The sequence below is a fragment of the Gardnerella sp. KA00243 genome (assembly GCF_049244105.1).
GTDB classification, from domain to species: domain Bacteria; phylum Actinomycetota; class Actinomycetes; order Actinomycetales; family Bifidobacteriaceae; genus Bifidobacterium; species Bifidobacterium leopoldii.
Map to the genome: position 1 here is coordinate 1,376,506 of NZ_CP058375.1, position 14,216 is coordinate 1,390,721.

At 42.6% G+C, this 14,216-nt stretch carries 12 protein-coding genes and 3 tRNA genes; 12 read left to right on the forward strand and 3 right to left on the reverse strand.

The window, feature by feature from the left end:
* Window positions 1-8: 8 nt before the first annotated feature.
* Window positions 9-3,767, forward strand: coding sequence for a hypothetical protein (locus HXT50_RS05310; protein ID WP_064340653.1), 3,759 nt, complete (start codon window positions 9-11; stop codon window positions 3,765-3,767).
* Complete coding sequence (locus tag HXT50_RS05315; RefSeq protein WP_004574105.1) at window positions 3,764-3,967, forward strand: hypothetical protein; 204 nt, start codon at window positions 3,764-3,766, stop codon at window positions 3,965-3,967. Before HXT50_RS05310 ends, HXT50_RS05315 begins: the two co-directional genes overlap by 4 nt.
* A gap of 131 nt (window positions 3,968-4,098) precedes the next feature.
* Here HXT50_RS05315 and HXT50_RS05320 read toward each other — a convergent pair whose 3' ends face one another.
* Both HXT50_RS05320 and HXT50_RS05325 read right to left on the reverse strand, forming a co-directional pair.
* Window positions 4,099-4,878 carry an SAF domain-containing protein gene (locus HXT50_RS05320; RefSeq protein WP_004574104.1) on the reverse strand — a complete coding sequence of 260 codons (780 nt, stop codon included), beginning with the start codon at window positions 4,876-4,878 and terminating at the stop codon, window positions 4,099-4,101.
* 112 nt (window positions 4,879-4,990) lie between these two features.
* The gene (locus tag HXT50_RS05325; protein ID WP_004574103.1) at window positions 4,991-5,167 is read right to left on the reverse strand and encodes an FmdB family zinc ribbon protein; all 177 of its coding nucleotides are present in this window, start codon (window positions 5,165-5,167) and stop codon (window positions 4,991-4,993) included.
* A 309-nt stretch (window positions 5,168-5,476) separates the two neighbouring features.
* Between HXT50_RS05325 and HXT50_RS05330 the strand changes: the two genes are divergently transcribed.
* The 10 genes from HXT50_RS05330 to fdxA all read left to right on the forward strand — a co-directional run bounded on the left by HXT50_RS05330 (window position 5,477) and on the right by fdxA (window position 12,764).
* Window positions 5,477-6,559 (forward strand): hypothetical protein, encoded by a 1,083-nt coding sequence (locus HXT50_RS05330; protein ID WP_032835317.1) that lies wholly within the window; start codon window positions 5,477-5,479, stop codon window positions 6,557-6,559.
* Window positions 6,560-6,732: 173 nt separating this feature from the next.
* Window positions 6,733-7,026 carry a co-chaperone GroES gene (groES, locus tag HXT50_RS05335; protein WP_004114319.1) on the forward strand — a complete coding sequence of 98 codons (294 nt, stop codon included), beginning with the start codon at window positions 6,733-6,735 and terminating at the stop codon, window positions 7,024-7,026.
* 298 nt (window positions 7,027-7,324) lie between these two features.
* Entirely contained in the window at window positions 7,325-8,422 is a 1,098-nt protein-coding gene (gene hisC / locus HXT50_RS05340) for a histidinol-phosphate transaminase (RefSeq protein WP_101885879.1), read from the forward strand.
* A 111-nt stretch (window positions 8,423-8,533) separates the two neighbouring features.
* A tRNA-Tyr gene (locus HXT50_RS05345) sits at window positions 8,534-8,615 on the forward strand.
* 1 nt (window position 8,616) lies between these two features.
* Window positions 8,617-8,688, forward strand: a tRNA-Thr gene (locus tag HXT50_RS05350).
* A gap of 4 nt (window positions 8,689-8,692) precedes the next feature.
* Window positions 8,693-8,766: transfer RNA gene (locus HXT50_RS05355), tRNA-Met, on the forward strand.
* Window positions 8,767-8,819: 53 nt separating this feature from the next.
* Window positions 8,820-8,990 carry a 50S ribosomal protein L33 gene (rpmG, locus tag HXT50_RS05360; protein WP_004105548.1) on the forward strand — a complete coding sequence of 57 codons (171 nt, stop codon included), beginning with the start codon at window positions 8,820-8,822 and terminating at the stop codon, window positions 8,988-8,990.
* 124 nt (window positions 8,991-9,114) lie between these two features.
* Complete coding sequence (locus tag HXT50_RS05365; RefSeq protein ID WP_421777101.1) at window positions 9,115-10,386, forward strand: FAD-binding protein; 1,272 nt, start codon at window positions 9,115-9,117, stop codon at window positions 10,384-10,386.
* A gap of 290 nt (window positions 10,387-10,676) precedes the next feature.
* A complete protein-coding gene (locus tag HXT50_RS05370; RefSeq protein ID WP_064340729.1) occupies window positions 10,677-12,308 on the forward strand; it encodes an APC family permease in 1,632 nt (543 codons plus the stop codon).
* A gap of 123 nt (window positions 12,309-12,431) precedes the next feature.
* Window positions 12,432-12,764: a ferredoxin gene (gene fdxA / locus HXT50_RS05375; RefSeq protein ID WP_004105541.1), complete on the forward strand. Its 333-nt coding sequence runs from the start codon at window positions 12,432-12,434 to the stop codon at window positions 12,762-12,764.
* 35 nt (window positions 12,765-12,799) lie between these two features.
* On the opposite strand, the gene dinB is transcribed toward fdxA, so the two are convergent.
* The gene (dinB, locus tag HXT50_RS05380; RefSeq protein WP_064340705.1) at window positions 12,800-14,110 is read right to left on the reverse strand and encodes a DNA polymerase IV; all 1,311 of its coding nucleotides are present in this window, start codon (window positions 14,108-14,110) and stop codon (window positions 12,800-12,802) included.
* Window positions 14,111-14,216: the final 106 nt, after the last annotated feature.

The window sequence follows — 14,216 nt, forward strand, 5'->3', positions numbered from 1 at the left end:
GTGGGAATATGAGTGATACAAACAACGTGGAGCAGGATTCGTCAGAGCAAGTTTTTACTGATGCAGTAGTTGAAAATACTACGTCAGAGGATGGTTCTTTAGAAAAATCTGGCTCTAATAATACGAACAGCGCTCGTACTAACGCTTTACAACATATAGTTGAGTGGAAGCAGCAATATCAGGCTCAGCTATCTCCTTCTCCACTAGAAGATATAACGCAACTTGCTGCTCAATTAGAGTTGACGCATGCTCATCCTTCCGGAATTGCGCAACTTTTTGCAAGCGGAAAAGTAACATTAAAATCTTTATTCCGGGACGCTGGAATGTTGCGAGCTGCTGGGCGAAGGCTAGATCGAGTTTTTGAAGATAGAGACGCAAAAGCGCACGAAAGTGGTGTTTCCGAGCTTTCTTTAATAGTCGGTGTTGCATCGTGGAATGGCAACCATGTGCCTGTTCTTACGTATCCTGTGAAAGTTGTTCGTGACACTAATCAAGATGAAACCTCCGCCACTATTTATTTCTCTGGAAGTGTTGGGCTGAACAATTCGCTTGTGTCGCGTTTAAGTGAGCGTGGTGTTCAACTTAGGGAAGATGTTTTATTCGACGGATCTCAATATGAAAGTGGAACGCCAGAAACTTCTGTAGTGTTTGATGCTATTTGTAAGCAAGCTCGCTCAGCTTTTCCAGATTTTGATATTGAGCGCGATATTATACTTGGCTGCTTCACAGATGCTGGTTCGCGTTTCGTAGCAGAAAGTGAACAAATTATTAACGCTTTGCAATCTGGCAATGTTGGGAATGCAATGATTGACGCTATGGCTGGCGATGATCGAGCTATTCATAAGCTTCAGTCTGCAAATAAGCCAGAATATAGTCCTTTCGACGCAGATCCTCATAGCGAATGCGAAGTTGGTGAAGTAGATAACGTTGTGCGTTATGCAGCGGAGCTTGTTGCTTCTGGAAAATCTCTGTTCGTGGATATTGATTCGGGATCGGATTCAGCTGCGATTGCTGCTGCGATTGCTTCTCGTTCTGTGATTGCAGGACGTTCTGTGTTGTATGTGCCTAATGTTGTTGAACAGCAGAGGCGTTTCCGTTACACGTTGAATACGCATGAAATTTCCTCATTAGCATTAGACGTTGCGGATGGTCATATTGCTAAGCATGTCGATGCGCAGTTGATTGCAGCAGTTGGCGCTAGACATAGTATTGCGACTTCACGATTTGAGCAGGTTGCAGATGAGTTGGTTGGAGTGCGTTCTCGCCTTACTCGTTATTTAGGTGATCTTCATGGTATCAACGAAACTTGGGGAGTATCTGCATATCAAACAATCCAGAATCTTGCAGCAATTGCAATGTTCCCAACCCATCCGTCTACGCATGTGCGTTTAGATGTTGCCGCAGCGCACGCTATGACCGGTCATATTGAGGAGTGGTCGAAGAAATTCCACCAAGCCGATGAACTTGGAGAGTTTAGGATAAATCCTGAAGATACTCCTTGGTTTGGCGCGTCGATATTTGACGAAAATGAAGCTATATCTGTATATCAGCGTGTTGTAGACGTGCTTCTTAAGCTTCTTCCAGCAACTCGAGAACAAGTTAAAAGCACTGTGCAAAGCTGTGGTTTCCCTGTGCCAACAACAGCTCGTGAGTGGAGTCGTCAAGTTACAGTTCTCAAAAATTTGCGACGTGTACTTGACGTATTCCAGCCTGAAATTTTTGAGCGCGATTTAGATGCAATGATTGAAGCGAGTAAGCCGAAAGCTCAGCGTAAAGCCGAAGGCACAATTATGGGCTTCTGGGAACGTAGACATCATGTTCGTGAAGCGCGCAGCTTGCTAAGAGTTGGAGCTAAAGTCGATGATTTGCATGAAGCATTAAAGATTGTTGCGCAGCAAGCAGCTCAGTGGCGTACTTTCGTGCCTCACGGCGGATGGCCTGTTTTGCCGCCAAAATTGGATGATATTGTAAATACTCAAGAGTTATTAGCAAGGCATTTAGTTGCTCTTGATGCAGTGTTAGCAACAACTCTTAAGGGCGCAGATCTTGAAAATATTGAATTTGCGCAGCTCGAAGCTCGTTTGCAAGATTTACATGACGACAGAGCATCTCTAGATACTCTCCCTGGTCGTTGCAATTTGGAACGCGAGTTCAGCAAAGCGGGCTTATCTGATTTAGTCAGCGATTTGCGTCGTCGCAACGTTACAGGTAATGCAATTGACGGTGAGTTGCAATTAGCTTGGTGGACTACTGTTTTTGAAGATATCGTTAATTCTTCTGCAATTATTTCTCACCAAGATGGCTCAGCAATGCAAGATGCTTCTGATCGATTCGTGCAAGTTGATACAGAACATGTGCGTTCAATCGGTCCAATGGTTCAGCAAGAAGCTATGAGGCATTTGTGTGATTTGTTGTTCTCGCATACGCAAGAAGCTAATCAGTTACATACTATGCTTGCCGGAAACCGTTCTGGAATTACTTTTAATAAATTATTGCGCAATTATGCGGAACTTGTTTTGGCTGCGAAACCAATACTTGTAGCTATGCCATCTACTCTTACTATGATGACTCCATTGAGACCTATTGCAGATACTGTAATAATTGATTCGGCATCTCATATATCAAATATTGAGTTGCTATCTATTTTGTCTCGTGCTCATCAAGTAGTAGTTTTAGCACATAAGCAAACAATAAGTTCTGAAAGCTTGCGTTCGCTTATTTCATTACTCCCATCTGTAACAGTAGTTTCTAGAGCAACAAGGCGCTCGCTTCGTTTAGCGCGATTCTTGGAAGAACATGGTTACGGAAAGTTGCGTCATGACGTTCCTGTTGAGCGTTTGCAAGGTAAAGTTCGTTTGCATCAAATTGAAGCAACTGGAGTTCCAGTAATGTCTTCTGGGCTTATTGAAAGCAGCCAGCGTGAAATTGATGAAGTAGTTGAGCTTATTCGTCAGCGTGCGAATACGTTTACGGTTGTTCCTTCAAGCTATGTGCTTGTTGTAGTTACGTTGACAAACGTGTTCCGCAGTCGTTTGGGAGCTGAGTTGAAGTCTTTGTCTATTAAAGACGAAAACATGGCTAGATTCTTGCGACATGTGAGACTTTTGGGCGTTAATGAAGCTTCTGGAGCAATAGCAACAGATGTAATTATGTCGCTTTGCTATGCAAAAACATCTCATGGCAGACTTCTTCAGCAGTTTGGATTGCTTGAAGAAGAAGGTGGAAGCAGTATGCTTCTTGACGCTTTGGCTCTAGCTCGTCGTCATCTAGATATTGTTAGTGCGTTTACATCTAAAGATATGGAAGATGAGCGTTTGCACCAAGATGGTCCAAAGCTTTTGAAGAGTCTTTTGCAATGGGCTGAGAAGTTAAGTGATAAGCCGCTTCGTCCAGAAGATGCTAACGATGTTGAAGCGCAAATTGCTGCAGAAGCTGCGCAAAGGAATGTGCTATTTACTGATTTAGCTGAGCGTATTCGCTCGCGTGGATTAAAAGTTGCAGTCAACTATGGCTTCGATAATGGCGTTAGAATTCCTCTAGTAGTTGGACTTGCGGATAAGCCATTTGCTGTTGCTGTGCTTACGGATGATGCGCAATTTATGAGCGTGCAATCAACTCGTGAACGTCATCGCATGATTATTCAGGATTTGGAATCCTTGGGCTGGTCAGTTATGACAGTGTGGAGTGTTGGAGCTTTTGTCAATCCTGAAAAAGAGGTTGATCGTGTTGTTTCTCGTCTCGGGGAATTGTATGGTGACAACGAATGAGTAAATACGATCCCAATAGAAGATCTCCCCGCAGGTCGGTTAGGGTTGTTCGTGAAGGCTCAGAGCTTTTTGATGCAGATGGCGTTAAACTCGAGCCTTCTGACGAGCTTACTTTGCAACAGCGCAATCAAGACGACGATAATCGCATTTTAAGCGAATTGCCGCCTCACTGGGCGGTGTTTTCCGAGCATATTAGTTGAGCTTGAAATACGCGAGAAGTAGCAGAATGATTTATTCTTGTTGCTGCTTGTTGCTGACTGGCTATTATCGCTAATTGCTAATAATTACCGCTGATTTCTACTAATCGTGTACGTATTCCATGACGGCAATCTCATTGTGACAATTTCATGGCAATAATTGCCAAAGAGGGGTTTGCAGACTGAGCTTGTAATAATCGCAACGCATCTGCAGCAGGCATAGCAAGAGTGGTAGTATTCTGCTGATTTTGTGAAGCTTGAGTGTTTTGACTTATTTGCATCACCATAACATTATGAACTACGCTAACATAGCGTTCGTCAATTTCTGCAATATTGTTTTCTTCAATATCGTGGTTTTTGTTTTTATCGTTATTTTCTGCAGTGCTACTTTTAGATTTTTCGCTGTTTCGGCTTTCTGCATTTTGAGAGTTAGAAATTTCTTCATCTTGCACAGGCTTGCTAAAAGCTAAATCGATTTTTTCGCCAGGAAGCAGTGTGTGATCTGCACTAGCTAAATGAATGGTAATAGAAGTGAATCCTTTTGGAATGCGCGGAATTTTACTTAATAGTGTTTGCAAAATTGGCATGCCTTTACGTATTTCACATGTTGCAACAATAGAAGCATTCGCGCTTATATTATTGGATAGCGCTTGATTAAATACTTTATGCTTAGGCACTCGAACGTATGCAATATCGTTTACGCTAACGCGTGAACCTTGCTGAATATTGTGTTTAGCTACTGCTATGACTTGAGTCTCTTGTGAATCAATAATAGTTGACACAACGAGTAAAGCCATCATTCCAGCACATAGCACAATAATGATTTTCCGCACGAAAGCGCGTTGCCTTCGCTGCAATAACGCACTATTTTTTGCGTTATTTTGAGATTTAAATAAAGAAAAATTTATGCTCATACTTGCATTTTGAAATATAAAAAATGCAAGAGCAAGAAAAATTGCGCACTGTGGATAAAACCTATTAGCGCGCAATATTTAAACAATAATTAATATTTATAATTTTACAAAATCATTTATCGGTTCGATAAAAGCCTTTGCCTTTAAAGTTGATTGGAGGAGCGGAGTACACTTTGTGCACTGCATCTTTCCCGCACTGAGGGCAAATGGTAATAGGGTCATCTGAAAATGATTGATGTTCTGAAAAATCGTATCCGCATTGCTTGCAACGATAATGATAAGTAGGCAAAAGTCCCTCCGAAGTTACACGAGCACGTAAGTAGAAACTTACTGTTCCTTCACATATCCTAGTACATACTATGACAGTTATTATAGGTGTTAAATTTGCTTAGTGAATGATTGCGGCACAGCATATTGTGTGATGGCGCGCGCAATAATCCCACATTTTGGCGACACGCCGAAATGTTTATGTTGCTACACATCCTATGACTTCCTTATATTAATAGTTATGGGTTATGAATCGGTGAGTGCGGTACTCGTATTAGTCATCCTCGTAGCCTTATGGTTCGGGTGGTTGCCTAAACGCACGGTTAACGGCATGAAGTCTATGCTTGAACATCGCGAGGATAGGTTTTCACCAACACTTCATCTTGTAGGTGAGTGGAGTACTACGCGTATTTGCGACGGTACTAGTATGTTGGCAAAAGGGGCTTGTATGCAACCGACACAACAAAAACGAACATTAACTCCTGAATATATTGCGCGCATTCGCGCTGCTAGGCGTGCTGCGATACGCCGTCGTTGTGTGTTGGTAGTTGCGCTTGCTGTCTTGACTTTTGTCGTATTCTTAGCAGGATGCTCTGGTATATTTTCTCCAGTTTTTGCTCTTATTCCTGGAGCTATGTTGGCAGTAGTGCTTTATTTTGGAGCTCGTGCTTCTAAGCATGCTCGTGCTTGGGAGGCGCGTATTGCAACAATGCGCGCTGCTTCGAAACGCAAAGCTGAGGATGAATTATGTGAACGCCGCAATAGTGCTGTTATACGTCAGTTGAAAGATTATTCTTCTGCATCTGATTCTGATTTTAATGGAGAAATCAACAGTAGTGATGCGATTTCCCAAAACGACAGTGCTGAGTATTCTGTATCTCAGACTGTAGTGCCTGTTCGAAATGGCGCATCTCGTGACAATACTGAAACTTCGGTTATGGAGCAGAGCGAAATTCGTGTTGCGTTACATCGTGCGGAGCAAGAGCGCAATGCAGCGTTGCGTGAGCGTTCGTATAAAGAAGAATCTGAATCTAAAGAATCTAATATCGTTGAAGCGGAAAATAAAGACGCATACGATTCTTCTAACGCTTCTGTGGCTTCGGGGCAAAACTATCAGTCTAATCAAGATTTAATTTCGTTCTCGCTTGATTCACAAACTAAGTCTGATTCAAGTAATGCTAATTTGGCATCTCGTACTCCAGAAAGTTTGGAAATTAAATCAACTAAGCAAGTAGTTAAAGCTGTACCAGTTGCTAACGCTGATAGTGCTGCTGCCGCTACTAATTTTGTTGCTGCAAACTCTTCTCAGTTCCACGAAAAAGAAAAAGTAAGCGAAGTGGATGCTCCAGAAAGTTCTGAAGACTCACTTGGTGTGGCAAATTTGCATGATGTTCTTGCTCGTCGCAATGCCTGATTTAAGAGTTTTCTAAAAATTTTCTTAAAAGATTAGCACTCGAGTTGTTAGAGTGCTAAATTCGCGCTATTATGAGGCACAGAGCGTAAGTGCGGTTGCGGACGTGATCGTCAGCCTCGTCGGATTGTTTCTTGCGTACGAAATTAATATCTCTTATGAAAGGGGTGGCAACAGTGTCGATTAAGCTCACACCGTTGGAGGATAAGATTATTGTTAAGCAAGCTCAAGCGGAAACTCAGACTGCTTCTGGCTTGTATATTCCAGATAATGCCAAGGAAAAGCCACAGCAGGGTGAAGTTCTTGCCGTAGGTCCTGGTCGTCGTGACGATAAGGGCGAGCGCATTCCTATGGATGTTAAGGTTGGAGACAAGGTTCTTTATTCCAAGTACGGTGGAACTGAAGTGCATTACGAAGGTGAGGACTACTTAATCGTGTCTTCTCGTGATGTGCTTGCGATTCTTGGCTAGTATTTAGCTGGTTGAAACAATAAAACTTACGCTGGAAATGACGGAAACGTTATTCCCAGCGTTTTTTATTGCGGTACGTAAGAATGTGCCGTGAAATATTTGGATAGTCGGCAGAAACTTTACGCGGTTGTAAGGTTTTGGTCGGATTTTGGCTTGGAAGCGGCAGAAAGTTTACATGACTGTAAAGTTTTGGTCGGATTAAGGCGATAAAGCGGCAGTTTCTTTACATGCTTGCGCAATTTTAGTCGGATTTTCGCTATTGCACAGTTAAGGTATGTGTAGAGTATGATGGAGAAGTATGACATACAAACACCGCAATATTGTAGATACAATTCCTAGCTACAAGCAGGGTAAGCCAGCTCCTAAATTGGACGGCATTCGTGCGTATAAGATTTCTAGTAACGAAAATCCTTATGAGCCTTTGCAAAGCGTAAAAGAAGCAATCTCAAATCGCGCGCTTAATGTAATAAACCGTTATCCTAATATGCGCGGCACAGAAGTTGTTGAAGAACTTGCTAAGCGTTTTGGTGTGACTGCAGACGAAGTAGTGCTTGGTTGCGGCTCTACGGAAGTTATTACGCAGCTTGTTGACTTGGTTGCAGGTCCGGGAGATGAGGTCATATATCCTTGGAGAAGCTTTGAAGCTTACCCGATTATTGTAACGGGAGCTGGTGCTACAAGCGTTCAGATTCCTAATCGTGCCGATGGTTCTCACGATGTTGACGCTATGATTGCAGCTATTAACGATCGCACGCGTTTGATTATTTTGAATAATCCTAATAATCCAACTTCTGCTTCACTTAGCGAGAAGGAAGCTCGCAAGGTGTTAGATGCTGTGCCAAGCGACGTTCTTGTACTTATTGACGAAGCTTATGTGCAGTTTAACACAGCAAAAGGCACTGCAAATGGCATAAAGCTGTACCATGAGTATCCAAATGTAGTTGTTGCTCAAACGTTCTCCAAGGCTTATGGATTGGCAGGTTTGCGCATTGGTTATGGTATTGCTCCGGCTGAAGTCGTAGAGGGTATGCGTAAAGTTGCTGTGCCATTTGGAGTGTCTCAAATAGCGCAGGTCGCAGCTTTGGCTTCTTTGGAAGATGACGCAAGCAAGGAGATGAGTACTCGTGTTGCATCTCTTGTTGCTGAGCGCGAGCGCATTGTTGAAGCTTTACGCGAGCAAGGCTGGAATATTGAGGATGCGTACGCAAACTTCTTCTGGATGCCATTTGGGGCAGATACTGAGAAAGTAACAGAACATTTTATTGCTGCAGGATTGTCTGTTCGCGCTTTTGCTGGTGAAGGTATTCGCATTAGTATCGGCGAGCGCGAGGCTAATGACAGAGTTTTGACAGTTTGCGAAAATTTAAAAAAAGAGGGTTTTTCGCTAAATAACTAGCTTTTTTGCATAAAAGTTTTGCTTTCGGCGTGTCTTAATCTTGCATTAGTCGCGATTTCGTGGCAAAATAACAAAGTTGCCGTTTGAAGTTCACTTCTTACGGAGACTGCTGGCGGGTTTCCCAAGTGGTCAAAGGGAGCTGACTGTAAATCAGCCGCTTCGTGCTTCAGTGGTTCGAATCCACTACCCGCCACGCCTCGATAGCTCAGTGGTAGAGCACTTCCTTGGTAAGGAAGAGGTCGTGAGTCCGATTCTCACTCGAGGCTCTCTGGCGGGGTAGCTCAGCTGGCTAGAGCGTACGACTCATAATCGTAAGGTCAAGAGTTCGAGTCTCTTCCTCGCTACAACGGCCAGTAGGAGACTGGCTGGCCAATAATGAATTGTAGAGGTGAACGAAATGGCAAGCAAGAGCGCCGACATCCGTCCGGGCATTACGATGGCATGCACGGAGTGCAAAGAGCGTAATTACATCACGACGAAGAATCGTCGCAATACGCCTGATCGTCTTGAGTTGAACAAGTTCTGCCCACGCTGCGGCAAGCATACGCTTCATCGCGAGACTCGCTGAATTTTCAGCTTACTGCGCTCACGGTTTTGGCTTGTTTAAGCTTGTTGCTGGTTGCGCAGATTTTATGCTTATTACCCCGCTTGATGCGGGGTTTTTGTTATTTATTGCTGTTAATATTTAAACCATGAGTATGCAAGCATCTTTAGTAAATAATCCATCGTTTGCAGATATAACAACTGTTGGCGTAGGTGGCAAAATTGTGCGTTTTATAGAGCCCAAAAGTCGCGTTGCTGTTATTGAAGCGGTAGAAGATGCTGATGAGGCTGGTCTGCCTTTATGTGTTATCGGTGGCGGCTCTAATATGCTTGTTAGCGATGAGGATTTCAACGGCGTTGTTGTGCGAGATGCTAGACGCGATATTCATGTGCTTGATGAAGCAGCACCTTCAGAAGATGGCATTGATTTGCAAAGTGGTGCTCATTTAGTGCATATTAACGCTGAAGCTGGTTGTAATTGGGATGATTTTGTTTCACATACGATTTCTCTTGGCTTAGAGGGTGTAGAAGGTCTTTCTGGCATACCTGGCACTGTTGGGGCTTCTGTTGTACAAAATATTGGCGCTTATGGTCAAGAAGTATCTCAAAGTGTTACTTCCGTAGAAGTTTGGGATCGCGAAACAAAATCAACTATGGAGTTGCAAAAGGATGCTTTAAATTTTGGGTATCGCACTTCATTGCTTAAAAAAAGCATGTACTCTTCAGTAGGAGTCCCTGCGGACTCGTATTTTCCTACTCCTCGTTACGTTGTACTGTCTGTTACTTTTTGTTTGAAACATAATTCAACCGGCGTTGTTTCTCATTCGCAATTAGCTAATGCTTTGCACGTAGAATTAGGCGAGCGCATGCAAACAGCAGCAATACGTCGTGAAGTTTTGCGCGTTCGTGCTTCTAAAGGCATGCTTGAGGATGCTTCTCGTTACGATAAGCTGTGGATGCGTGGTACAAAGTGTGCTGAAGGTGTTGAATTTGCTTTGCGATTGCAAAGTGAAGACTATGTTACTGGTGAATTTTTAGAGGGCGATAATATTTACAGTGATCGTCATAGTTGCGGTAGTTTCTTTATGAATCCAATACTTAGTACTAGTGAAGCCGATACTTTGCCAGAAGATGCTCCTAAATTTGATGCAATTATGCAAGATGGATCGCATGGTATAAAAACTTCTGCAGCTTGGCTTATTGACCATGCTGGATTCCATAAGGGTTTTAGGCTTATAGAAAATGGGAAACCTTCGCCTGCAGGTCTTTCTTCATTGCATACTTTGGCGCTTACCAATCGTAATAATGCTTCTTGTGACGACATTGCAAATTTGGCAAAAACTATTATCCGTGGTGTGCAAAGTAAGTTTGGTGTAACGCTTATTCCTGAACCTGTTGTAATAAATATTTCTATAAACTGAAAATTTTACGAATATAATATGTTTTATGCAGTAATATATAAGTTTATTGTTTAAATTTTCACAAATAATAAAGGAACACACGGTAAAACTACCGTGTAAGCAATGTTTTGTGTAATATTTACCTACATTATCTATATAAATTTTTTATTTAATTACATTTACAGGAATAAATAAAGAAAATTAAGTAGAAATTTTATATAGGTGAAGTCGCAACTGTTTCGCAAATTTATTAATTCGCTTCTGATTGCGGCATACCTTTATACCTATACCTCAACGAAAGTGCGTTTATTATGCAAATATGGAGAAAAAAGTCTGTTGAACAGACTATCGCTGAGACTATGGATGGTGAACGCCATCTTAAACGTACATTAAATGCTTGGGATTTGGCAGTTATGGGTGTTGCTGTCGCTGTTGGTGCCGGTATTTTCTCTGTCGGCGCTCAGGCTGCAGCATTCCATGCTGGTCCTGCTGTAATTATTAGCTTTATTATTGCAGGCATTGTATGCGGTTCTGCTGCAATGTGCTACGCAGAATTTGCTTCAATGATCCCAGTTGCTGGATCTGCTTATACGTTTACATATACTACAGTTGGTGAGCTTATTGCTTGGATTATTGGCTGGGATATGATCCTAGAAATGCTGATGGCTGGCTCAGTAATTGCAAAGTATTGGGGCGTTTATCTTAACGATTTAATGAAGCTTTTCGGTTTGAATATGACCACCAGTTTTAACGTAGGTGGTTTCACTATTGATGTTGCTCCAATTATAATCGTTGCATTCTTTACAACTATGCTTGTCCTTGGAACTAAGCTTTCTGCACGCTTCGACGGCGCTTTAACAATCTTGAAGATTGGTATCGTTCTGTTCGTGGTTGTTGTGGGCTTCTTCTACATTAAAGCTTCCAACTTTACGCCATTTGTGCCACCTGCAACCGACGCTGCAAGTGTAAAGGGAATAGAAGTCTCTGGGGTTATGGCACAGCCTCTGTGGCAGTGGGTAACAGGCATGCAGCCAGCTGTTTATGGCGTTCCAGGTATTCTTTCCGGCGCGGCCCTCGTGTTCTTCGCGTTTATTGGTTTTGACGTTGTGGCAACCACAGCAGAAGAAACTAAGGATCCGCACAAGAACATTCCACGAGGCATTGGTCTTGGATTGTTTATTGTTACTGTTCTTTACATCCTCGTCGCAGTTGTAACAACTGGTATGGTTTCCTATAAGGATTTGGCAAAGCAAGCCGCTCCTTCGCTTTCTACAAGCTTCGAACTTGTGGGCGCTACTTGGGCTGCAAAGATTATTTCCCTCGGTATTGTTATTGGTTTGACAACCGTTGTGATGGTGCTTTTGCTTGGTCTTACGCGCATTATCTTCGCTGTTAGCCGTGATGGTCTGCTCCCACGCAGCTTCTCTAAAGTGAGCAAGCGTGGTATTCCTGCAAGACTTCAGATCGTTGCTGGTATTGTTGTGGCAGTCGTTGCTTCCACTCTCGATATTGGTATTCTTTCCGATATGGTGAACATTGGTACGCTTTCTGCATTCCTGCTTGTTTCTGCTGGCGTGCCGATTATGCGTATGCGCAGACCAGATTTGCACCGTTCATTTAGCGTTCCTGGCAATCCATGGCTTCCGCTGTTTGCAGCACTTTCTACATTCTGGCTCATGCTTAACTTGTCTGTGCTTACGTGGATTCGTTTTGCAGTGTGGCTAGCAATTGGTTTTGCGGTGTACTTCGGTTACTCTTACCGCAATTCTTTGCTTGGCAGGCAGTTGCGTAAAGCTAAGCAGCTCGGTGTTCCGGTTGAAACTTTGTTTGCTCAAGATGCCGCTGCTGCAGCGAAGGTAGCTGAAGGAGAAACAGAGGAGCAGGCTCGTGCAGAAGTTCAAGCTGAGGCGTCTGCTGCGGCCTCGCAAAATAATCAAAATTAATAAATTATTTATTTAGCAAGAAGTCGGCATACGATTATATTCGCATGCCGACTTTTTGTGTCATAGACTTTTCAAAAATGTTCTATAATAGAAAAGTTGCATAAAAGCAGAAAGGAGGGCGTTATGCCATATGTAATCGCAGAGCCTTGCGTTGATGTAAAAGATAAAGCGTGTGTAGATGAATGCCCTGTAGACTGCATTTATGAAGGCGATCGAACGCTTTATATTAACCCGAACGAGTGTGTGGATTGTGGAGCTTGCGAACCGGCTTGCCCAGTAGAAGCTATTTTTTATGAAGATGATTTGCCAGAAGGCTGGGAGTGGTATCGCGATGCTGCGGTTGATTATTTCGACAAGCTCGGAGATTTGGGAGGAGCTACAGATGCTGGAGCTTCCGGATGGGATGAAGCTCGCGTTGCAGCCTTGCCTCCGCGTTCAGATAAAGCAAGTAATTAATCATTTGAAAAAGTATTGTTTAATGTGGCGCGAGTTCATAATCCAATATGAGCTGCGTTGTTGCCGTATTTTTTGCGAACGGCATCTAAAGCGTGTTCTGCGTGACGCAATCTAGTATTTTTATTCATTGCGGACATGCTGTTTTGTGTAGGATTTTTAGATTCGCGAGTATTTTCCTCCAGAATATCGTTTAGAGAAGGCTGAAGTGAAACCTTATTTGTTGGCACAAGATTATTCGCTGTAACACCAGCTAAACGAACTGGGCTTAAAAGCTTTGTATTATTGCCTCCAAGAATGTAATTATGCACAGTTGGATTAGCTTTAGAAAGCAAAACAACGACATGCTCGTAAAACTCGTGTGTTGAATCAGTTGCGTTTTGCAAAGTAGAAGATCTAGTAACATAATGCAAGTCGCCAAAGCGTAGTTTTAACGTTATAGTGCGTGCCATAAGTTTTCTGTTTCGCAACTGTTGAGTTACTTCGCTGCAGCATTGCTGTAGTAATTGTTTAACAGCATTCTCGTCCGTGGTATCTGTATCAAGAGTTCGCTCACTTCCAATGGATTTTTCAGGGGTATGTGCAGTCACAGTGCGCTCGTCTATGCCCCTAACTGATTGATATATCATTCTTGCTAAGATTTGCGAACCTGTTATGCGAGTAAGCGTTGCTTCGTCAACATTTTTAAGCGACGTAACAGTAGATAAGCCCCAATCCTCAAGCTTATGTATTAAAGATGAGCCAATTCCTGGTATTGCGCGCAATGGCATTATTGATACAAAATCTTCATTGCATTTTTGCGGAATAAGAAGCATTCCATTAGGTTTTGCATTAGTGGAAGCCATTTTTGCAATAAGTTTATTGTTAGCAATACCAACTGAACATGTGATATGATACTTTTCAAATACTTCTTTTCGTACCCAAGTTCCAATATTTACAGGCGATTTCCACTGTAATAAAGCCGATTTAACATTCATATAGCATTCGTCAACAGAAACTTTTTCAACTTGATTAGTAATATGCAAAAAAATATTTTCAAAAATACTTTTGGAAACGCTTGAATAATAAGGAATGTCAACTGGCAAGAAAACTCCTTGTGGACAAAGATTTCTAGCTTTAACAACGGGCATAGCGGAATTAACGCCGTAAGCGCGCGCTTCGTAGCTTGCTGCAGAAACAACAGCACGATTGCCTGTGCCAATAATAAGCGGCTTTCCTTTAAGCTCCGGATGTCTTGCAACTTCTAAAGAAGCATAAAATGCATCCATGTCGACGTGAAGTATGTTACAACCTGAGGTGTCGTGCCCCCAATCACGTTTCGCTGCTTGTACTCTCGGTGCTGTACTCATAAGTTTATAATAGAACAAACGTTCGATTTTATGGAAAAAATTTGTGGATTAAACTAATGTTTTTGTAGAAAAGCGTATGTCGGATCAATATTCATGTAGGGTTGTT